Below are 19,839 nucleotides of genomic sequence, written 5' to 3'. Positions count from 1 at the left end.
CCATGCTGCACAGCCGCGCGAGCGACCCCGACCCCTACGTGCCGCACCACGGGTCGCGCGACTACGTCGTCGACCACTACGACCTGGATCTGCGCTACCGCGTGGAACCGAACCGGCTCGAGGGCCGCGCCCGCCTGGCCGTGCGCGCACTCGGCGCGCTCGACGAGCTGCAGCTCGACCTCGTGGGCCTGCGCGTCTCCCGCGTCGAGGTCGACGGGGTCCGCGTCCGCCACTCCCAGCGCAAGGGCTCCGTCCGGGTCCGCCTCGCCGACGCCCTGGAGGCCGGAGGCACCGCAGCGGTGTCCGTCGCCTACGCCGGGAACCCGGCACCGGCCACGGGTCCCTGGGGCGACGTCGGCTGGGAGGAGCTGACCGAGGGAGCGCTCGTCGCCGGGCAGCCCACGGGTGCGCCCACCTGGTTCCCCTGCAACGACCACCCCGGGTACAAGGCGACGTACGACCTGTCGGTCACGACCGACGCCCCGTACACCGTGGTCGCCAACGCGCCCCTCCGCACGGTCACCCGCCGGGCCGGGACCCGCACCTGGACGTTCGAGCGCACCGAGCCGATGTGCTCCTACCTCGCCACGGTGCAGGTGGGCCCGTACGACGTCGCGGCCCTGGGCGACCGTGCCCGCGTGGCCCGGCCTGCGGGCCAGGCCGCCGACGTCGCGCACGACCTGGATCGGCACGACGAGCTCTTCTCCCTGTTCGAGGGCCTCTTCGGGCCGTACCCGTTCGCCGAGTACACGGTCGTGGTCACGTCCGACCCGCTCGAGATCCCGCTCGAGGCGCACGGGGTCTCGGTGTTCGGCGCGAACCACCTGGACGGGAGCAAGGGCTCCGACCGCCTCGTCGCCCACGAGCTCGCCCACCAGTGGTTCGGCAACAGCGTCTCGGTGCGGGCGTGGCGCGACATCTGGCTCAACGAGGGGTTCGCCTGCTACGCGGAGTGGCTGTGGTCGGAGGGGTCGGGAGGCCCGACGGCGGACCAGGTCGCCCGCGAGCACCACGGCCGGCTCGCCGTGCTCGAGCAGGACCTGGTCATCGCCGACCCGGGGCCCGACCTCATGTTCGACGACCGGCTGTACAAGCGCGGGGCGCTCACGCTGCACGCGCTGCGCCTGACGCTCGGCGACGACGCCTTCTTCGAGCTCCTGCAGACCTGGACCGGTCGGCACCGGCACGGCCACGCCACGACGGCGGACCTGCGGTCGCTGGTGCTCGAGGTGGCGGCGGCCCCGGACGGCCTCGACGAGCTGCTGGACCGCTGGCTCGACGACGCCGAGCTGCCGGACCTGCCGTCGGGCGGGGAACCCGGCTCCCGCGGCGCCGGTCTCAGGGCGCGCGCAGCGCGACGGCGCTGACCAGCGCGCGCGGCACGCCCAGGGTCGCGGGCAGGTCGTCCTCCACCCAGGCCGCCGGCACCGGCGCACGACCGGGACCCGCCCAGCGCACGACCCGCGGAGCACGCTGCTCGCCGTCGAGGACCACCGACGCGGGGTCCACGGCCAGCCCGTGGCCCACGGCCTTCAGGAGCGCCTCCTTGCGGACCCAGGTCCGCGCGAGCCGTTCTACCGACTCCGCACCGGCGTCCGCCCGCTCCTCGGGCGCGAGCAGCACCGGCGCCACGGGCGCCCGGGCGACCGCGTCGACGTCCTCGACGTCGACACCGCACGGACCGGCACCGGACGCCGCCACGACCACCCGGGTCGCGGTGTGCGCCACGCCGATGTGCCAGCCCGCCGCCAGCGCCGCCGGGACCTCGGGCTTGCCGTGATCGGTCCCGCCGCACGTGAGGCAGCGACGCCGCAGGACGGCGACCGCCCCACCGAGGTCGAGGCCGGCCGCGGTGAGGACGCTGTCCAGCAGCGCCGTGCGGACGTCCCGGTAGGCCGGCGAGGTCCGCCCTCCCGGCAGGGCCGCGACCCGGACGAGCAGCGTGCTCATCCCGCCGGTCGCCCGTCGTCGTCCGCCGGGGCGTGCCGCTCCAGGAAACGGTAGACGTCCGTGTCGTCCACCCCGGGGAACACCCCGCGCGGCAGGGCCGCGAGCACCTGCTGGTGCATGCGGGCGCTCGGCCAGGAGTGCGCCTGCCAGCGTTCGGTGAGGTCCGACGGCGGCCGCTGGCAGCAGGCGGGGTCCGGGCACGTCGAGGTGTGGCGCACCTGCGTGTCGCGGCCCCGGAACCACTTCGCGTGCACGTACGGCACGCCGACCGTGATGGAGAACTGCCGGCCGTCCGCCGCCGTCCCCGTCTGCACCGAGTCCCAGAAGGTCCCCGCCGGCGTGTCGGTGTACTGGTAGGACTCCGTGGCGCGGTCCCGTCGGCGGAACGCCTCGCGCGCCGGCCACCACCGGCACACCAGCTGCCCCTCGATGGCGCCGGTGACGTCCTGGGGCAACGGGATGCCGTCGTTGGCGTACCCGCGGAACAGGGCGCCGTCGTCGCCCACCCGCAGGAAGTGCAGGGGGATGCCCAGGTGCACCGTGGCGAGGTTCGTCAGGCGCATCGCGGCGGCCTCGTGGGTGACGCCGAACGCGTCCCGGAAGTCCTCCACCGCGAGGTCCTTCTGGCGCTTGCGCTGGGTCAGGAACTCCACCGCAGCGGGTTCCGGGATCAGGCAGGCCGCGGCGAAGTAGGTGATCTCGACGCGCTGACGCAGGAACTCGCCGTAGGACCGGGGACGCTCGTGGCCGAGCACGCGGTGCCCGATCGCCTGCAGCGCGAGAGATCGCAGCCCGTGACCCCCGGGGATCGAGGCCGGCGGAAGGTAGATGCGGCCGTTCTTCCAGTCGGTCACCGAGCGCGCGGAGCGCGGCAGGTCGTCCACGTGCAGGATCGTCAGCCCCAGGTCCTCGGCGATGCGGGCCACGGTCCGGTGGGTCAGCGCTCCCCCGGTGTAGCCGGCGCGGCGCGTCATGTCGTGGGCCACCGCCTCGATCTGCGGCATGTGGTTGTCACGCTCCTGGCGCTCCGTGCGCAGCACGGTGTTGGCGCGCCGGGCCTCCTCGGGCGTGGCGATGGCCTCCTCCTCCCGCCGGGCGAGCTCGACGTGCAGGCCGACGAGCTGCTCGAGCACCGGGACGGGCAGCTTCTGGCTCGGCCGGACCGCCGGCAGCCCGAGCGCACCGAAGAGGGGACCGCGCTGAGCCCGCTCCAGGGCGATCTCGAGCTCGGCGCGACGCGACGGCGGCTCGTCGGCGAGCAGGTCGGCCAGGGTCACGCCGAGCGCCTCGGCGAGCGCACGCAGCAGCGAGAGCCGTGGCTCACGGCGCCCGTTCTCGATCAGCGAGAGCAGGCTGGGTGCGCAGTCCACCGACCGGCCCAGGCCGTCCAACGTGAGCCCGCGGGAGGTGCGGGCGTGCCGGATGCGCCGGCCCAGGGTGATGAGGTCCGGGGTGTCCGACGGCGTTGCTACGGTCATGGCTTCACGTTACGTGAAGATCTGCGAATCTTCACGGCCGACTTGGTGGAAAGGGCCGCCTGTTCGGGTCCAGGGTGAGAACAGAGACCTCGCCCCCCGGGCGGGACCCGCGTCGATCCAGGAGCACCGATGACCTTCACCGCCAATCCCCGCCGGACCCGCCTCGCGCTCGCCGAGATCGTCCCCGACCTGCTGGACCGCACCGACGCCGCCGGGTACCCCACGACCGCGGCGACGCCGTCGGGCAGCGTGCCGACCCGCGACCCCCACGCCTGGGTCGCCGAGATCGCCGAGCTGACCCAGCCGGACGACGTCGTGTGGTGCGACGGGTCCGCCGAGGAGAAGCAGCGGCTGATCGACGGCATGGTCGAGGCCGGCACGCTGACCAGGCTGAACGAGGAGAGGCGACCGAACTCCTACCTCGCCCGGTCGAACCCGTCGGACGTCGCCCGCGTCGAGTCCCGCACGTTCATCTGCTCCGAGCGCGAGGGCGACGCCGGCCCCACGAACAACTGGCGGGACCCGGCCGAGATGCGTGCCGAGCTGGACGGCGTCTTCGAGGGCTCGATGCGGGGCCGCACGATGTACGTGGTGCCGTTCTCCATGGGTCCCGTCGGGGGTCCGATCTCCCAGGTCGGCATCGAGGTCACCGACTCGCCCTACGTCGTCGTCTCCATGCACGTCATGACGCGGGTCTCGAGCGAGGTGCTCGACCTCATCGACGGTGGCCGGCAGTGGGTGCCCGCGGTGCACTCGGTGGGCGCACCGCTCGTCGAGGACGACGGCACGCGGCACGAGGACGTCGCGTGGCCGTGCAACGACGAGAAGTACATCGTCCACTACCCCGAGAGCCGGGAGATCTGGTCCTACGGCTCCGGGTACGGCGGCAACGCGCTGCTCGGCAAGAAGTGCTTCGCGCTGCGCATCGCCTCGGCGATGGCCCGCGACGAGGGCTGGCTGGCCGAGCACATGCTGCTCATCCGGGTCACCTCGCCCGAGCAGCGCCAGTACCACCTGGCGGCCGCGTTCCCCAGCGCGTGCGGCAAGACGAACCTCGCCATGCTGCAGCCGACCGTGCCGGGGTGGACGGTCGAGACCATCGGCGACGACATCGTCTGGATGCGCCCCGGCCAGGACGGCTCGCTGCGCGCCATCAACCCGGAGGCCGGGTTCTTCGGCGTCGCGCCGGGCACGGGCGTCGAGACCAACCCGACCGCCATCGAGACGCTCACCCACGACGTCATCTTCACCAACGTCGCGCTGACGGACGACGGCGACGTGTGGTGGGAGGGCCTCACCGCGGAGCCGCCGGAGCACCTGATCGACTGGCAGGGCAACGACTGGACGCCGTCCTCCGACAAGCCCGCCGCGCACCCGAACTCCCGGTTCACGGTGGCCGCCGCACAGTGCCCGTCCATCGCGGACGGGTGGGAGGACCCGGCGGGCGTGCCGGTGGACGCGATCGTCTTCGGTGGGCGCCGGGCGTCGAACGTTCCGCTGGTCGCCCAGGCGACGAGCTGGGAGCACGGCGTCTTCATGGGTGCGACCATCAGCTCCGAGCGCACGGCGGCGGCCGAGGGTGCCGTCGGCGAGCTGCGTCGCGACCCCTTCGCCATGCTGCCGTTCTGCGGCTACAACATGGCCGACCACTGGTCGCACTGGCTGCGGGTGGGCAGCGGGCTGTCCTCCGAGCACCGGCCGAAGGTCTTCCAGGTCAACTGGTTCCGCAAGGACGCCGAGGGTTCGTTCATCTGGCCCGGGTTCGGGGAGAACTCCCGCGTGGTCAAGTGGATCACCGAGCAGATCGACCGGTCCCGGGGCGTGCGCACCGACTCCGGTGCCGTCCCGTCCCCCGTCGGGCTCCTCCCGGCTCCGGGAGCGCTGGACGTCAGCGGGCTCGACCTGGCCGACGAGGACCTGGCCGCCCTGTTCGACGTGCCCGGCGACGCTTGGCTGGCCGAGACCCGGCTGACGGAGGAGTTCTTCGACACCTTCGGCGACCGTGTCCCGCAGGCTCTGCGTGACCAGCTCGACCGGCTCGCCGACCGCCTCCGCTGACCCCTCCCCCCGTCGCCGAACATGTGATGGCGGCCCGTCCCGAGTCCGGGACGGGCCGCCATCACATGTTCGGCCGTCGTCAGGGCATGTTCGGCGACCTAAGGCTCAGAGGTACGTCATCCCCATGAGCTCGCGGACGTCGGTGAGCGTGCCCTCCGCGAGCACCGTCGCGCGCTGCGCCCCGCGCGCGAGCACCTCGCCGACGACGGCGGGCCCGTCCGCTGCCAGGGACCGCCGTCGGGCACGGAGCGGGCGGAGCCCCTCGACGACCGCCTCGGTGACGACCTCCTTGAGCCGCCCGGCGCCGGCCGCACCGATCGTGTCCGCCAGGGCCTCCGGCGTCGTCCCGACGAAGTGCGCGCCCAGCCGCAGCAGGCTCGCCACCTCCGGGCGGGTGTCCGGCTCAAAGGTGATGTGCCGCTGCGAGTCGGTCCGGGCCCGCCGCAGGTAGGCGGCCGTCTCGTCCTCGTCGGCCCGCAGCTCGAGCACGTTGCCCCGCGACTTCGACATCTTGGCGCCGTCGTTCCCCAGCACCGTCGGGGTGTCGGCGAGCAGCGGCTCCGGCTCGGCGAAGTACGGCTGCGCCGCGCTGAACCGCTGGTTGAACCGCCGCGCGACCGTCCGCGAGGTCTCCAGGTGCGGCAGCTGGTCGGCGCCCACCGGCACCAGGTTGCCGTGCACCGCCAGGATGTCGGCAGCCTGGTGGACCGGGTAGGTGAGCAGCAGCCCGGACATGCCGCGCCCCTGCCGGCCGGCAGCATCCACCGCCTCCGCCTTCACCGTCGGGTTGCGCTCCAGCTCGGCCACCGTCACCAGCGACAGGAACGGCAGCATGAGCTGGTGCAGGGCCGCCACCGAGGAGTGGGCGAACACCGTGGACCGGCCCGGGTCGATGCCGGCCGCGAGGTAGTCGAGCACCACCTCGCGCACGACGGCGGGCAGGTTGCCGGTCTCGTCGCGGTCGGTGATGACCTGGTAGTCGGCGACGACGAGGACGACGTCCACGCCGGCGTCCTGCAGCCGCACCCGGTTGGCCAGCGTGCCGAGGTAGTGGCCCAGGTGCAGCGCGCCCGTGGGGCGGTCTCCGGTGAGCACCCGGAACATGCTCGGGTCGCGTGCGATGCGCCGCTCGATCTCGGCGCTGCGGGTGCGGGCCGCCCGGACGGAGGCGGTCTCGGTGTCGGTCTCGGGCACCGGTGCTGGCGCAGCGACGGGGCTGGGGCTGGTGGTCGTGGTGGTGCTCATGGTCGGCTCCTTCGGTGGGTGCCGGCCACCGGTGCCCGACGTCGGCACCAACGCGACGAGTCCCGGGCTGCGGCGGGCAGCTCGGGACTCGTGGGCTCGGGGCGCGTCAGGTCACGACTGCTGCTGCAGCCGCCACCAGTCGGTACGCCCCGTCATGCGACCAGGCTAGCGGATCAGGTCCGAGGGTCGATCCCCTGGTCGACGTAGGCGTCGAGGTCGGCGCGCACGACATCGGAGCCTGGCCCCGACGCACGACGGAACGACTCTCCGACGACCCGTGACGAGGCGAACGCTGGGTATCCGGCCAGGCGTGGTGCGTCCCATGCGGCGTCGGCGCGCTCGGCGGCGTCGGCGAACATCTCGGCCAGCCGCGGGAACGTGTACCCCAGGTGGGCCGCGCCCCAGCGCCAGCGGTTCACCAGCAGCTCACGGTACGGCGGCGCCTGGTCGGTGAATCCGACGTGCGGATCTCCCGCCTGCGCGCCGCGTTCCATCCAGCCGGTCGCAGCCAGGATCCACCCTGCACAGGCCGCGTCGACGTCGTCGTCCCAGGTGGGTGAGTCCGCCAGTGCCGGGGCCGCCTCGCCGAGCCCGGCACGGAACGTGCCGATCAGATCGTCGGTGAGGCCGGGGGGCGGGTCGTAGACGCACCAGCAGGTCGCGAAGGGCAGCAGTGTGTACGCGGCGTCGAGCGCCACGTGCTGGACAGAGGTGCCCTCGAGGTCGAGGAACCGCCAGCCGACCCTCGTCAGGATCGCGTTGTCGGGGCAGGTGTCGGTCGGCGAGAGCACGTCGGAGGCACTGGGCCGCAGGACTGCCTCGACGCGGGCCAGCTCGTCGGCAAGGCCGGCGTCACCGGCGCGGACATCGTCCGGATCACGCCCGGTGAGTACGCACAGGCCACGGATCACGACGTGGCGAGCCGACCAGCGGGCGTCCACACCCACGGCCGCGAACTGCTCCCGCGCTTCCCCGAGTCGACCAGCTGACCGTCCCAGCATCACACCGAGCGCGCGGGCCCATGCGCGTGTGCCCTCCCAGGCCGTGTCGCGATCGTCGGCGAGCAGCAGGTCGGCGAGCGTCGGCCCGTCACCCAGGTCATCCATGACGACGACCATCGCGTCGTCGTCGCGAGCCAGCGCCCGCGGGACGCCGTCGAGCACCCTCAGCCCCACGACCTCCCGCACGAACCTCTCCCGGGCCTCCGTGCCGTCGTCGTGCACCTGCTTGACGACGACGGCGTCGCCGCCGGGCCGGGTGTATCGCACGACGGTGGACCGCCGCGAGCCGCCGAGCGAACCGACCAGGCTCAACGAGACGCCGAGCATCGTGGAGGCGCGGCCGGTGAGGTCGTGCAGGGCGGCGTCACCGGGGTCCGTGCGGGTCATCACACCGCATGTTGTCACGTCCCTGGACGGGAAGGCGGGGGTTGCACCTGCCGTCAGGCAGGTTCCTGCACCGCGAGCACGTGCTCCAGGTCGGAGGCGTCGACGAGCGGGTCGTCCAGGTCGACCGTGATCTGCGAGTGCGCGAGCAGCCGGGCCGACCCGGTGATGGTCGAGTGCAGCGCCCGGTAGGCGCCCACGTGCGCCTCCCCCAGCACGGTGCCGACGAACCGGCTGCCGCGCGGGGAGATCGTCTCCAGCGCGTCGCCCTCGGCGATCTCGCCGCGCTGAGCCATCAGCGCCAGCCGTGCCGAGGTGCCGGTCCCCGTGGGGCTGCGGCAGATCACGCCGGGGTGGACGTAGGTCGCCGACGGCGACTCCAGGTGGCCGGGTCCCACGCCGCGGACCGGGCCCATGAAGTGCGCGAACGGCAGCGGGCCGACGTGACCGAGCTCGGGGTGCTCCTCCAGCAGCCCCGGGCGGGCGGCCCGGACGAAGGCGTCGCCGAAGGCCGTCAGCGCGATCTGCTCCTCGGCGTTGATGGTGAACCCGTGGGCGGCAGCCTCGATCATCGCGTAGTAGGCACCGCTCCACACCAGGTCGAACCGCACCTCGCCGTAGTGCGGGACGTCGACGACGAGCCCTTCGTCGGCCACGTAGGCCGGCTCGCCCTGGGTGGTGATCGACTCGACACGGCCGCCGGCGATCTGTGCGGTGATGCGCGCCAGCCCGGCCGGGGACTCCAGCACCACGGCCTGCAGCCCGTCGTCGGGGCGCATCGGGATCATGCCGCTGGTCAGCAGGGCTGTGGCGGTGCAGATGGTGTTGGACCCCGAGTACAGGGGGTATCCCATCGCCTCCATGATGATGTAGCCGGCCTGTGCCTCGGGGTGGCTCGGCTCCACGACGAGGTCCACCGACATCGCGGGGTCGCCGTAGGGCTCCGAGAGCAGCAGGCGGCGCAGGCCGTCACCCTCGCGCTCCAGGTATCGAGCCTTCTCCAGCACGGTCGTCCCGGGGATGAGCTCGACGCCGGCCGTGACGATCCGGCTGACGTCCCCGCCGGACTGGGTGTCGATGAGGTGCAGCGTCCGCTCACGATGCATGATCGGCTCCCACCGTCTCCCAGTGCCGGTCGGGGACGACGACCAGCTTGCCGACATAGGTCTTGGCCATGAAGGTGCGCTGCGCCTCGTGGAACTCGGACAACCGGAAGGCACGGTCCAGCAGCGGCTTGATCTCACCGCTCTCGATGTAGCGCACCAGCCGGCGGAAGGCCGTCCGTGTCCCTTGCGAGGAACCGTGCAGCTCGAGCTGCTTGAGGTACATGGTGCGCAGGTCGAGGTCGACCACCGGGCCCCCGATCGCCCCGGCGGTGGTGTACCGGCCCTCGGGTCGCAGGATCCGCAGCAGGTCGTTGAACATCGGCCCGGCCACCAGGTCCGCCACGACGTCGACCGGTCCGTCGACGACGCGTTCGGTCGCGGCCACGAGGTCGTCGGTGTCCCGCAGGATCACACCCTCGGCACCGATCTCGCGCAGCGCGTCCTCCTTGCCGGCGCTCGTCACCGCGTACGGGATCGCCCCGCGGACCCGGGCGAGCTGCACGATCGCCGAGCCCACCCCGCCGGAGGCCCCCGTGACCAGGATGTTCTCGCCGGAAGCCAGCCGTGCGCGGTCGAGCATCTGCTCCGCGGTGAGGTAGGCGCAGCAGAACGTGGCGAGCTCGGCGTCGCTGATGTCGGACGTGATCTCGTAGGCGTTCTCGGCGGGCACCGTGGCGTACTCGGCGTACCCGCCGTCGCGTCCGTGGCCGATGTAGTCGATGTCGGCCAGGGACTCGTCGCCCTCGGGCCTGTTGTAGATGCTGAAGTCGACCATGACGCGCTCGCCGACACGCTCGGCCGGCACGCCGTCGCCGACCGCGGCGATCACCCCGACGGTGTCGGTCCCCTGGATGCGGGGGAACTCCAGGGTGGAGCGGCCGCGCCGCCAGGTCGACACCTCCGCGGCGTCGGTCTCCGTGCCGTAGGCGCCCTCGCGCACCCAGACGTCCGTGTTGTTCATGCCGCAGGCGTGCACGTCGATCAGCACCTCCCCCCGAGCCGGGGCAGGGGTGGGGATCTCCCGGTAGACCAGCTGTTCCAGACCGCCGTGCCCGACGAGCTGGACCGCCTTCATCTGTGCAGGTACGGGTTCCATCCATCGAGGCTAGGGGCTGCGCAGCGCGCCTGCTGCACGAGGCGCGCCGTCCGGCCGCAGGAGCCCCCGGGCGCGGGTGCGAGAATCGTGGGCGTGCCCCAGCCAGACCCGTTCGTCCACGTCGTGTACTTCGAGCCGCGCATCCCCGGGAACACCGGGTCGGCGATCCGCCTCGCCGCGGTGACCGGCGCGCGCCTGCACCTCGTGGAGCCGCTCGGCTTCGACCTGTCCGAGGCCAAGCTCAAGCGGGCCGGGCTGGACTACCACGACCTGGCGTTCATGGACGTGCACACGTCGCTGGACGCCGTGCTCGATGCCCTGCCGGACGCCCGCGTCTTCGCCTTCACCACGCAGGCGACGACGTCGTACACCTCCGTCACCTACACGCCGGGCGACGTGCTGCTCTTCGGGCCGGAGCCCACCGGCCTGCCCGACGACGTCCTGGCGCACCCGCGGGTGACCGACCAGCTGCGGATCCCCATGCTGGCCGGACGCCGCTCCCTGAACCTGACCAACGCGGCCTCGATCGCCGTCTACGAGGCCTGGCGCCAGACCGGGTTCGCCGGAGCCTGAGGGAATAGTCCCGGCCCGGGTCGCGCTGTGCCGGTCATGGTCGTCCTGGAGCCCCCACGCGTCGCGCCGAGCGGCACGTCGTCCGCCGTCGACCCGCGTACCGCCCGCTGGGAGCTGACCGGGTCGAGCGTCGAGCACCTCGGAGCGGGCACCACCGTCCACCTTCCCGGCCCGTCCGCCTGGCTCCTGGTCCTGGACGGCGAGCTCGCCGTCGAGTCGTGGCAGGCCACCGAGGTCCTCACGGCGAGCGACGCGGCCTTCCTCGGCCGGGCGCACGCGTACCGGGTGCGGACCACGGAAGCCACGCGACTCGTCCTGGCGTCCGTCCGCCAGTCGGGCGGCGAGCCACCGTTGCCCGAGCACTTCGTCGCGCGCGACTTCGGCACCACGCACCGCGGCATCACCGCCCTGGTCGAGATGTGCCCGATGTCCACCGCCCACCACCTGAGCTACTTCGCCACGAGCTACGGCGAGCTGATCGCCGCGGCCATGCGCAAGCACCACCGCGAGCTGGCCGACGACCCGCCCGCCCCCGAGAGCCTCGCCCCCGAGCTCGGACGGGTCGTGGCCGCCGTCTCCCACGACCCCGCCCGCTCCTGGACGCTCGAGGAGCTCGCCCGGATCGCGCACCTGAGCCGCTCCAGCCTCGGCGAGCGATTCCGGGTGGCGCTGGGGACCAGCCCCCTGCAGTTCGTCCGCCAGGTACGGATGCACCGCTCCCGCCAGCTGCTCGCCGACGACGACCGCTCGGTCACCCACGTCGCGTTCGCCGTCGGCTACGGGTCGGTCGCCGCGTTCAGCCGCGCCTTCACGAGCGTGCACGGGATGACGCCGCGCTGCTGGCGTGCGCACTCATCCCGTCCGCCCGCGCAGGCTCGCGAAGCCCGCAGCACCCACGAGGGCGAGGACCGCACCGGTCAGGAGCACCGGCGTCAGACCTGACCCGTCGAGCAGCCGGCCCCCTAGGACCGACCCCAGCATGATCGCGGCCTGGAACGCGGTCACCTGCAGCGCGAGCGCCGACTCGGTGCGCCGCGGCTCCGCCGTCGTCACCCAGAGCTGGGTCGACACCGGGACCATGTTCATCCCGAAGCCCCACAGGATCACCGCCGGCACCGCCACCCACAACGTGTCCGCCCCGGCCAGCACGGCCAGCGCGAGCGCGAACAGCGCCGGTCCGGCCGTCGTGGCCAGCCGCAACCGACGGGACAGAGCCCCCGCGGCGAGGTTGCCGCCCAGGCCACCGAGGCCCCACAGGAGCAGCAGCAGCGCGACCGCCGAGACATCCACCCTCTCGATGGCGAGGCGGATGAACGGGTAGGCCGCGAAGTTGCCCAGCACCGCCACGAAGAGGAACCCGATCCCGAGCATGAGCCGCCGGTGCGCCAGGGCCTGGCGCAGCATCGCCAGGCCGGCACCCGGCTGCGCGGGCACGCTCGGCATCGAGATCCACACGGCGACGGCGCTGGCGGCCGTGAGCAGCGCGGCCAGGGCGAACACGAGCCGCCAGCCGAACACGTCGCCCAGGAGCGACCCCAGCGGCACCCCGGCGATGGTGGCGATGCTGACGCCGAGGGCGAGGGTGGTCGAGACGGTGGCGGCGCGGCCCGGCACGGCCCGGATGCCCGCCGCGAACGCGAAGGCCCAGTAGCCGGCGACGGCGACGCCCAGCAGGAGCCGGCCGGCCAGCAGCACGCCGAACGACGGCGCGACGGCGACGACGAGGTTGGCCACGGCGCCGACCGCCAGCAGGGCGGACAGCACGGTCCTGCGGTCGGCACGGGGCACCACCACGGCGATGGTGGGGGCGGTGAGCAGCCCGGCCACGGCGGTCGCGGCGACGGCCAGGCCGGCGGTGCCCTCGGTGACGCCGAGGTCGGCGGCCAGCCCGGGCAGCACCCCGGCGGGCAGGAACTCGCTGGAGACCAGCATGGTGATGCCGAAGGTCAGGGAGAGGACGGGGGTCCAGGTCGCTCTCGCCGTCGGCGCGGTCGGGGGACGTGTCGAGGTGGTCACCCGACCATGCTGTGCCGCCGCCGTCCCACGGAGTTGATCGTCCACCGGGACCAGTTGACCAGGATGCCGGACCCGTCAGTCCGAGGCGCCGTCCTGTCGGCGTCGGTGCTGGCGGCCCGCCACGACGAGGGCGAGCACGACCGCGACGCCCAGCAGGACCGTGCCGCCCGCGACGGCGATCAGCACGCCGGCCGGCGGGGTGGAGCCGGAGGTGCTCTGGTCGCCCTGCGCGTCCTCCGCCTCCCCCGTGCCGGCTCCGGCCGGCGCGCACACGGGTCCAGCGGCGCCCGCGGCCTCGTCGGTGCCCGACGGAGGGGTGTAGGTGAAGGTGAAGTCGCCCGAGACCGGGTGACCGTCGGCCGAGACGATCCGCCAGGCGACCCGGTACTCCCCCGGCCCGCCCAGCTCGACCGGGACGGACACCGTCTCGTCGGACAGCTCGGGGCAGGCGACGGCGTGGTGCCTGCCGTCGGGTCCCGTGACATCGACCGTGGTGGCGTCGCGGCCCAGGTCGAGCACCACGTCGTTGAACGTGACAGAGACCTCCTCGACGGCCGTGGTGGCGTCCTCGTCCTCGGCCGGGTCCGTGCTCACCACGTAGTTGTGCGCCGACGCAGGAGGCGCGACCCCGAGGACCAGGACCACGCCGACGGCGCCGGAGATCAGGGCACGAACCCTCACGCCAGCAACCAGGTGGCGGCGCGCAGCAGCAGGTTCCGGTAGCCCGGGGAGTCGTAGGCCCGCACGTCGTGCCCGAGACCGCTGTACACCGTGCGGCCCCCGTGCTCCTCCGTCGCCCACACGACCGGCTGCCGCCCGCCGTCGTCGTCAGGGACCCAGCCGAGCACCTCGGACGACGCCGCGACCCGCAGCGCGCAGTACCGCTCGTCGTCGAGGTCGACCGAGCCGGGCGACCCGGCGATGATCGGGTGCCCGCCGGTGGCCAGGGTGACCTCGGTCCGGCGGAACGGCGGGTGGTACGAGGTGTCCGGCACCCAACGGCCCCCGAGGATCTCCTCCCAGCCCGGGGCGTCGTCGAACGTGTTGGCCGACTGGTGCACCGCGAGGACCCGCCCGTCGTCCCGTGCCCAGGCGTCGAGCCGGGCGTGGAACGGCGCCCACGCGTCGTCGTCGGGCCCGATGCCCGCCTCGCGGAAACCCGGCCAGGAGGTGCCGGCGTTGACCACCAGCAGGTCGACGTCGTCGAGGTCGTCGAGCGCGTCGGGGAAGGTGGATCGCACGACGACGTCGGTGGTCCTGCCCCCGAGCTCCAGCTCGTCCAGCGCCAGGGCGAGGCGGTGGCTCGTCGCGGCGTGGTCGTGCCACGGGTCCTCGTAGCGGCCACGACCGGCGAGCACCAGGACGCGGTACGGGTTCTCGGAGGGCTCAGGCGTCGTCGTCACGGCACGATGGTGCCACGTCGTGAGGATGTCGGCCGAGGTGCGGTCGGGTCCGGGCCGGCGGCGTTCTCGCGGCCGTGCCGCGGAGCCGCTACGGCTGCGCGGTGGCCCGCGGCACGCCGGGCGAGCCGGTGACGATCGCCGTCTCCGGCAGCACGAAGCAGCGGCGGCACAGCGCCTCGTAGGTGAAGGTGCCGTCGTCGGGCAACGGCTCGGAGGCCCCGAGCGGTTCGAGGAACGGCACCCCGCCGCTGAGCACCTGCGTGAACGCCGCGTGCAGGTCCTGGCACCGGTCGCACACCGCTCGGCGGTACCGGACATCCGTGGGGCCGAGCTCCAGCAGGGCGCGGATCGTCGCGAACAGCTCGCCCCGATGGTCGAGGTCGATGCCGCAGGCGATGACCCGGGTGCCGCGCAGCACCAGCTCCTCGACGACGCGGACGTCGGCGGGGGTGAACATGTGGACCTCGTCGATCGCGACGACGTCCTCGTCCGTGTGCAGCAGCGGTTCGAGCGTCTCCAGCTTGATCGTGGGCAGCGAGGCCCCCGTGCGCGAGACGATCTGCGCGTCGCGCACGTGCCGGGCGGACTGCACGACGGCGCAGCTCAGCCGCGAGTACGCCAGCGGGGCGACCTGCGCGATGAGGTCGAGCGACTTGCCGGACTTCATCGGGCCGAGCACCAGCGACAGCTCCACCGGGCACCTCCCTGCCGTCCGCGGCGGACCGGGCGCCCGCCGCACAGCACCTTAGTGCTCGCCGACGGCCCCTCCTGCCACGGCCCGCTCGAGCACCGTGCGCGCGTGCCGCAGCAGCGGTTCGTCGACCATCTGCCCATCGACGCGCGCCGCCCCGCCCGGTACCGCACCGCCCGAGGGCGGCACCCCGGCGCCGTCGAGCAGGCGCCGGGCCCGCTCCACCTCCTCGCCGCTGGGTGCGTACGCCGCGCGGACCGCCTCGGCGTGCCGCGGGTGGACGCACATCGTGGCGGTGAACCCGCACGCGGCGGCGTCCTCGGCCTCGGCGCGCACCCCGTCGAGGTCGTCCAGGTCCACGTGCACGGCGTCGACGGCGGCCTTGCCCGCCGCCCCCGCGGCCAGCAGCACGGCGGACCGGGCGTGCCGGGCGACGTCGCGGTAGGTGCCGTCCGCTCGCCGGCTGGACGTGCCGCCGAGGGAGGCGACCAGGTCCTCGGCACCCCAGGCCAGCGCGACGACGTCGGGCCGCATGGCGAGCGCCGGGGCGGCGAGCACCCCCGCGGCCGTCTCGCACAGGGCCACCACCGCGTAGGGGGCGCCGTCGGCCCGCAGCAGCGGACCGACGAACCGGCCGTCGGCCTTGGGCAGCATGACGGTCGTGTAGGCGGTGCCGGCGAGCGCCGCCAGGTCCGCCTCGTGGTCGGGGGTGCCGACGGCGTTGACCCGCACGATGGTCCGCGCGGGGTCCAGGGGGTGCTCTTGCAGTGCCCGGCGGGCGGCCTCCCGCGACGCCGGTCCGACGCCGTCCTCCAGGTCGAGGATCACGCCGTCGGCCCTCTCGGCCGCCTTGGCGAACCGGTCGGGGCGGTCGGCCGGGCAGAACAGCAGGGCCGGTCCGAGGGTGAAGGGCTCCGGGGTCACGGCTCGTCCTTCCCGGCCTGCTCGTGCCCGGCGCGGGTCCACATCAGGACGGTGCGCACGGCCCGGGCGACCTCGACGTCGTCCTGGTTGGTGCCGACGTGCTCGAGCGTGACGATCCCCGTGCCCGGCCGGGAGGCCGAGAGCCGGCGGTCGCGCACCGTCGTCGACCCGTAGAGGGTGTCGCCGGGGAACATCGGGGCCGGGAACCGCACCTCGGTGAACCCGAGGTTCGCCACGATGGTGCCTCTGGTGAGGTGGGCGACGCTGAGCCCGACCAGGGTGGCGAGCGTGAGCATGGAGTTCATCAGCGGCCGCCCGAACGGCTGGGTGGCCGCCCATGCGGCGTCCAGGTGCAGGCCCTGCGGGTTCATCGTCACCGACGTGAACAGCGTGTTGTCGGCCTCGGTGAGGGTGCGGCCGGGCCGGTGCACGTACCGCACGCCGTCGTCGAGCTCGTCGTAGTAGAGGCCGCGCTGGATCTCGTCACGCATCGCCCCTCCACCCCCCGGTGCCGAGCAGGAACCTGGGCCCGCTGTACGGGCCCATAGCGGGCGCAAGGTCCTGTTCGGCACTCATGGTTGCGCTCATGAAGCCAGCCCCAGGTCGCGGGCGATGATCATGAGCTGGACCTCCGTGGTGCCCTCGCCGACCTCGAGGATCTTCGAGTCGCGGTAGTGCCGGGCGACGGGGTTCTCGTTGAGGAACCCGTACCCGCCGAAGATCTGCGAGGCGTCCCGGGCGTTCGCCATCGCCGCCTCCCCACCGGTGAGCTTGGCGACCGACGCCTCGGCCTTGAACGGCTTGCCGTGGGTGAGCTTGAGCGCCGCGTCCAACCAGCACAGCCGGGCCGCGTGCACGCGCGCCTGCATCCGCGCGAGGGTGAAGGCGACGTGCTGGTTGCTCCCGATGGAGCGCCCGAACACGGTGCGCTCCTTCGCGTACCGCAGCGCCTCCTCCAGGCACCCCTGCGCGGCGCCGGTGGCCAGAGCGGCGAACGCGACGCGACCCTCGTCGAGGACGTGGAGGAAGTTCGCGTACCCGCGGCCCCGCTCGCCGAGCAGGTTCGCCGCCGGCACCCGGACCCCGTCGAGCCGCAAGGGGTGGGTGTCCGAGGTGTGCCAGCCGACCTTGTCGTAGGGCTCGCCGACCGTCAGGCCCGGGGTGCCCGCGGGCACCAGGATGGACGACAGCTCGGGGCGCACGACGCCGTCGCCACCGGTCCGCTCGCCCGTGACGGCCGTGATGGTGATGACGCTGGTGATCGGAGTGCCGGAGTTGGTGATGAACTGCTTGGTGCCGTCGATGACCCACTCGTCCCCGGCCGGGCCCGAGGTGAGCCGCGCCGTCGTCTGCGTCGCCCCCGCGTCCGAGCCGGCGCCGGCCTCGGTGAGCCCGAACGCCGCGAGCGCCCGGCCGGCCACGAGGTCCGGCAGCCAGCGTTCCTTCTGCTCGGCGGTGCCGTGCCGGAAGATCGGCATGATGCCGAGCCCGACGCCGGCCTCCAGCGTCACGGCGATCGACTGGTCCACCCGGGCGAGCGCCTCGACGGCGAGGCACAGCGACACGTAGTCGTCGCCCTGCCCGCCCACGTCGCGCGGGAACGGCAGCCCGAACAGCCCGAGCTCTCCCATCTGCGCGATGATCTCCATCGGCAGCCGGCGCTCGGTGTCGTACCGGTAGGCGGCCGGCGCGACGACCTCGTCGGCGAACTCGCGCACCGTCTGGCTCAGCTTGCGCTGCTCGTCGGTCAGGGCGGTGGCGGCGGTGTCGGGGATCATGACGCTCCTTCGGGTTCGACGACGGCGACCACCTGGTCGAGGCGGACCTGGTCGCCCGGGTGCACCACGACGCGCAGGGTCCCTGCGGCGGGTGCGGGCAGGGGGTGCTCCATCTTCATGGCCTCGACGACGACGACGGCGGCACCGGCGAGGACGGGTCCTTCGGCATGGGTGGCGGTCACCGTGCCGGGCATCTGGGCCCGGACCTCGGTGGGACCGGTCGGTGATCCCGGTCCGCCCGTGGCTACCCGTCCGCTGCGGCGCAGCGCCGCGCGGGCGGCACGGTCCAGGACGGTGAGCACGGTGGTGCGGCCCGCGGCGGCGACCCACACGAGGTCGCCCTGCCGCAGCACGTGGACCGGCGTCGTGCGTCGGTCGAGCGTGAGCAGGCGGCGGTGCGGGGCGCCACCGGCCGGGCGCAGGGACGCGCGCACCGGGGTGCCGCCGTCGGCCCGTGAGGCGTCCCCGCCACGCCGCGGCCCCTGGGGGCCCCCGGGTGCGCGCGCCACCGTGGCGGCGTCCCGCGTCCCGGTGGCCTCGAGGTCGTGGATCGTCCCGGCGGCGTCGCGCAGGGCGACCCGACGGGTGGCGGGTGCGGCGTTGAGGCGCCAGCCGTCGCGGATCCAGGGGCTCGCGACGCCGTCACCAGCGCCACCGTCGTCGCCGGCCGAGGTGGTGCCGACGAGCATCGCCGCAGCCACCACCGCATCGTCGAGGTCGGCGTCCTGCCCGTCCCGCGCCGGCCCCGGAGGCTCCGCGGGGACGACCAGCCGGTCCACCAGCCCGGTGTCGAGCTTGCCGGCCCGGACGTCCGGGTCGGCGAGCAGGTCGCGCAGGAACGCGGTGTTGGTCTCGACGCCGAGCACCGCCGTGCGGGCCAGGAGCCCGTCGAGCCGGGCCAGCGCCTGGTCCCGGTCCACGCCGTGGGCGACGGCCTTGGCGAGCATCGGGTCGTAGTCCCCGCTCACCTCGTCCCCGGCACGGATCCCGGCATCCAGGCGCAGCGGGAAGGCCTGCGGCCCGGCGCCCACCCCGGCGTCGTCGAACACCTCGACGCGCCCCACCGACGGCAGGAACCCGCGGGCGGGCGACTCGGCGTACACCCGGGCCTCGATCGCGTGGCCCGTGATCCGCACGTCCTGCTGGCCGAACCACAACGGCTCGCCGGCGGCGACCCGCAGCTGCGCCTCCACCAGGTCCAGGCCGGTGACCATCTCGGTGACCGGGTGCTCCACCTGCAGGCGCGTGTTCATCTCGATGAACGCGAAGTCGTCCGGGGCGTCCGCGGGCACGAGGAACTCCACCGTGCCGACACCGACGTACCCCACCGAGCGGGCCACCTCGCAGGCGGCCGCGCCGAGGCGGTCCCGGGTGGTCTCGTCGACCACGGGCGACGGCGCCTCCTCGATGATCTTCTGGTGGCGGCGCTGCAGCGTGCACTCCCGCTCGCCCAGGTGCACGACGGCGCCGCGGATGTCGGCCAGGACCTGCACCTCGATGTGCCGGGGGGTGTCCACGAGCCGTTCGAGCAGCAGCCCGTCGTCGCCGAACGCCGACGTCGCCACGCGGCGGGCCGAGGCCAGCGCGTCCGGCAGCGCTGCGGCGGCCCGGACGACCACCATCCCCTTGCCGCCGCCCCCGGCGACCGGCTTGACCAGCAGCGGGAAGCCGACCTCGTCCGCGGCGGCGACGAGAGCGTCGTCGTCGAGCGAGGCGTCGAGCGTGCCGGGCAGCACGGGCACGCCGCGCTCGGCGACGATCCGCTTGCCGGCGACCTTGTCGGCCATCGCCTCGATCGCGCCGACCGGCGGTCCGACGAAGACGATCCCGGCCCGCTCGCAGGCACGGGCGAGCTCCGGGTTCTCCGACAGGAAGCCGTACCCGGGGTGGATCGCCTCCGCCCCGGTGGCGACGGCGGCCGCCACGACGGCCTCGACGTCCAGGTAGGCGCGGGCACCGACCTCACCGCCGAGCGACACCGCGACGTCGGCCTCGCGCACGTGGCGAGATCGCGCGTCGATCCCTCCGGCCGGTCCCGCGTGCACGGCCACGGAGCGGATGCCGAGGCGGCGCAGCGTGCCGATCACGCGGCAGGCGATCTCGCCGCGGTTGGCGACCAGGACCGACGGGAACACG

The 19,839-nt window shown here is 73.8% G+C and carries 18 protein-coding genes; 4 read left to right on the top strand and 14 right to left on the bottom strand.

All coding sequences use genetic code 11. The features are described 5' to 3' along the window. The first annotated feature begins 2 nt into the window (after window positions 1–2). Complete coding sequence (locus tag HDG69_RS03215; RefSeq protein WP_171782320.1) at window positions 3–1,367, top strand: M1 family metallopeptidase; 1,365 nt, start codon at window positions 3–5, stop codon at window positions 1,365–1,367. Here HDG69_RS03215 and HDG69_RS03210 read toward each other — a convergent pair. Together HDG69_RS03210 and HDG69_RS03205 are read right to left on the bottom strand one after the other, a co-directional pair. After that, the gene (locus tag HDG69_RS03210; RefSeq protein ID WP_171782319.1) at window positions 1,339–1,950 is read right to left on the bottom strand and encodes a 4'-phosphopantetheinyl transferase family protein; all 612 of its coding nucleotides are present in this window, start codon (window positions 1,948–1,950) and stop codon (window positions 1,339–1,341) included. The genes HDG69_RS03215 and HDG69_RS03210 overlap by 29 nt on opposite strands. Then, window positions 1,947–3,428 carry an XRE family transcriptional regulator gene (locus HDG69_RS03205; protein WP_171782318.1) on the bottom strand — a complete coding sequence of 494 codons (1,482 nt, stop codon included), beginning with the start codon at window positions 3,426–3,428 and terminating at the stop codon, window positions 1,947–1,949. Before HDG69_RS03205 ends, HDG69_RS03210 begins: the two co-directional genes overlap by 4 nt. A gap of 129 nt (window positions 3,429–3,557) precedes the next feature. Here HDG69_RS03205 and HDG69_RS03200 point away from each other — a divergent pair, with 129 nt between their 5' ends. Then, complete coding sequence (locus HDG69_RS03200; protein ID WP_171782317.1) at window positions 3,558–5,486, top strand: phosphoenolpyruvate carboxykinase (GTP); 1,929 nt, start codon at window positions 3,558–3,560, stop codon at window positions 5,484–5,486. Between the two features lie 105 nt (window positions 5,487–5,591). Here the strand turns inward: HDG69_RS03200 and trpS are convergent, their stop codons facing one another. The 4 genes from trpS to HDG69_RS03180 form a co-directional block, all read right to left on the bottom strand. Further along, the gene (gene trpS, locus HDG69_RS03195) at window positions 5,592–6,731 is read right to left on the bottom strand and encodes a tryptophan--tRNA ligase (RefSeq protein ID WP_171782316.1); all 1,140 of its coding nucleotides are present in this window, start codon (window positions 6,729–6,731) and stop codon (window positions 5,592–5,594) included. A 173-nt stretch (window positions 6,732–6,904) separates the two neighbouring features. Continuing rightward, on the bottom strand, window positions 6,905–8,119 hold the full coding sequence (locus HDG69_RS03190; protein ID WP_171782315.1) for a hypothetical protein: 1,215 nt from the start codon (window positions 8,117–8,119) through the stop codon (window positions 6,905–6,907). A gap of 53 nt (window positions 8,120–8,172) precedes the next feature. Beyond that, complete coding sequence (locus tag HDG69_RS03185; RefSeq protein ID WP_171782314.1) at window positions 8,173–9,222, bottom strand: proline racemase family protein; 1,050 nt, start codon at window positions 9,220–9,222, stop codon at window positions 8,173–8,175. After that, window positions 9,212–10,318: an alcohol dehydrogenase family protein gene (locus tag HDG69_RS03180; RefSeq protein ID WP_171782313.1), complete on the bottom strand. Its 1,107-nt coding sequence runs from the start codon at window positions 10,316–10,318 to the stop codon at window positions 9,212–9,214. Before HDG69_RS03180 ends, HDG69_RS03185 begins: the two co-directional genes overlap by 11 nt. A gap of 93 nt (window positions 10,319–10,411) precedes the next feature. On the opposite strand from HDG69_RS03180, the gene HDG69_RS03175 reads away from it, so the two are divergent. Both HDG69_RS03175 and HDG69_RS03170 read left to right on the top strand, forming a co-directional pair. Continuing rightward, window positions 10,412–10,891 (top strand): tRNA (cytidine(34)-2'-O)-methyltransferase, encoded by a 480-nt coding sequence (locus tag HDG69_RS03175; RefSeq protein ID WP_171782312.1) that lies wholly within the window; start codon window positions 10,412–10,414, stop codon window positions 10,889–10,891. A 36-nt stretch (window positions 10,892–10,927) separates the two neighbouring features. Next, entirely contained in the window at window positions 10,928–11,833 is a 906-nt protein-coding gene (locus HDG69_RS03170; protein ID WP_246256155.1) for a helix-turn-helix transcriptional regulator, read from the top strand. Here the strand turns inward: HDG69_RS03170 and HDG69_RS03165 are convergent. The 8 genes from HDG69_RS03165 to HDG69_RS03130 form a co-directional block, all read right to left on the bottom strand. Then, the gene (locus HDG69_RS03165) at window positions 11,744–12,907 is read right to left on the bottom strand and encodes an MFS transporter (protein ID WP_343036225.1); all 1,164 of its coding nucleotides are present in this window, start codon (window positions 12,905–12,907) and stop codon (window positions 11,744–11,746) included. The genes HDG69_RS03170 and HDG69_RS03165 overlap by 90 nt on opposite strands. Before the next feature lie 75 nt (window positions 12,908–12,982). Further along, window positions 12,983–13,588 carry a copper resistance protein CopC gene (locus HDG69_RS03160; RefSeq protein ID WP_171782310.1) on the bottom strand — a complete coding sequence of 202 codons (606 nt, stop codon included), beginning with the start codon at window positions 13,586–13,588 and terminating at the stop codon, window positions 12,983–12,985. Then, window positions 13,585–14,310 (bottom strand): ThuA domain-containing protein, encoded by a 726-nt coding sequence (locus tag HDG69_RS03155; RefSeq protein WP_171782309.1) that lies wholly within the window; start codon window positions 14,308–14,310, stop codon window positions 13,585–13,587. The genes HDG69_RS03160 and HDG69_RS03155 overlap by 4 nt, the downstream gene beginning before the upstream one ends. An 88-nt stretch (window positions 14,311–14,398) precedes the next feature. Next, the gene (locus HDG69_RS03150) at window positions 14,399–15,004 is read right to left on the bottom strand and encodes a thymidine kinase (RefSeq protein ID WP_171782308.1); all 606 of its coding nucleotides are present in this window, start codon (window positions 15,002–15,004) and stop codon (window positions 14,399–14,401) included. Between the two features lie 51 nt (window positions 15,005–15,055). After that, window positions 15,056–15,925, bottom strand: coding sequence for an aldolase/citrate lyase family protein (locus HDG69_RS03145; RefSeq protein WP_171782307.1), 870 nt, complete (start codon window positions 15,923–15,925; stop codon window positions 15,056–15,058). Continuing rightward, on the bottom strand, window positions 15,922–16,416 hold the full coding sequence (locus HDG69_RS03140) for a MaoC family dehydratase (protein WP_171782306.1): 495 nt from the start codon (window positions 16,414–16,416) through the stop codon (window positions 15,922–15,924). The genes HDG69_RS03145 and HDG69_RS03140 overlap by 4 nt, the downstream gene beginning before the upstream one ends. 93 nt (window positions 16,417–16,509) lie before the next feature. Continuing rightward, window positions 16,510–17,703 carry an acyl-CoA dehydrogenase family protein gene (locus HDG69_RS03135; protein ID WP_171782305.1) on the bottom strand — a complete coding sequence of 398 codons (1,194 nt, stop codon included), beginning with the start codon at window positions 17,701–17,703 and terminating at the stop codon, window positions 16,510–16,512. Beyond that, window positions 17,700–19,838 (bottom strand): ATP-binding protein, encoded by a 2,139-nt coding sequence (locus HDG69_RS03130; RefSeq protein ID WP_171782304.1) that lies wholly within the window; start codon window positions 19,836–19,838, stop codon window positions 17,700–17,702. Before HDG69_RS03130 ends, HDG69_RS03135 begins: the two co-directional genes overlap by 4 nt. Window position 19,839: the final 1 nt, after the last annotated feature.

Origin of the sequence: Isoptericola halotolerans, assembly GCF_013149785.1 — a bacterium.
Taxonomy (GTDB): Bacteria; Actinomycetota; Actinomycetes; order Actinomycetales; family Cellulomonadaceae; genus Isoptericola; species Isoptericola halotolerans.
This window is presented reverse-complemented; position numbering and strand designations above follow the sequence as displayed.

What these genes read in the sequence shown, in the direction of transcription:
- HDG69_RS03215 (WP_171782320.1), top strand. Translation starts at nt 3, where the DNA reads ATGCTGCACAGCCGCGCGAGCGACCCCGACCCCTACGTGCCGCACCAC.
- HDG69_RS03210 (WP_171782319.1), bottom strand. Translation starts at nt 1,950, where the DNA reads ATGAGCACGCTGCTCGTCCGGGTCGCGGCCCTGCCGGGAGGGCGGACC.
- HDG69_RS03205 (WP_171782318.1), bottom strand. Translation starts at nt 3,428, where the DNA reads ATGACCGTAGCAACGCCGTCGGACACCCCGGACCTCATCACCCTGGGC.
- HDG69_RS03200 (WP_171782317.1), top strand. Translation starts at nt 3,558, where the DNA reads ATGACCTTCACCGCCAATCCCCGCCGGACCCGCCTCGCGCTCGCCGAG.
- trpS (WP_171782316.1), bottom strand. Translation starts at nt 6,731, where the DNA reads ATGAGCACCACCACGACCACCAGCCCCAGCCCCGTCGCTGCGCCAGCA.
- HDG69_RS03190 (WP_171782315.1), bottom strand. Translation starts at nt 8,119, where the DNA reads ATGACCCGCACGGACCCCGGTGACGCCGCCCTGCACGACCTCACCGGC.
- HDG69_RS03185 (WP_171782314.1), bottom strand. Translation starts at nt 9,222, where the DNA reads ATGCATCGTGAGCGGACGCTGCACCTCATCGACACCCAGTCCGGCGGG.
- HDG69_RS03180 (WP_171782313.1), bottom strand. Translation starts at nt 10,318, where the DNA reads ATGGAACCCGTACCTGCACAGATGAAGGCGGTCCAGCTCGTCGGGCAC.
- HDG69_RS03170 (WP_246256155.1), top strand. Translation starts at nt 10,928, where the DNA reads ATGGTCGTCCTGGAGCCCCCACGCGTCGCGCCGAGCGGCACGTCGTCC.
- HDG69_RS03140 (WP_171782306.1), bottom strand. Translation starts at nt 16,416, where the DNA reads ATGCGTGACGAGATCCAGCGCGGCCTCTACTACGACGAGCTCGACGAC.
- HDG69_RS03135 (WP_171782305.1), bottom strand. Translation starts at nt 17,703, where the DNA reads ATGATCCCCGACACCGCCGCCACCGCCCTGACCGACGAGCAGCGCAAG.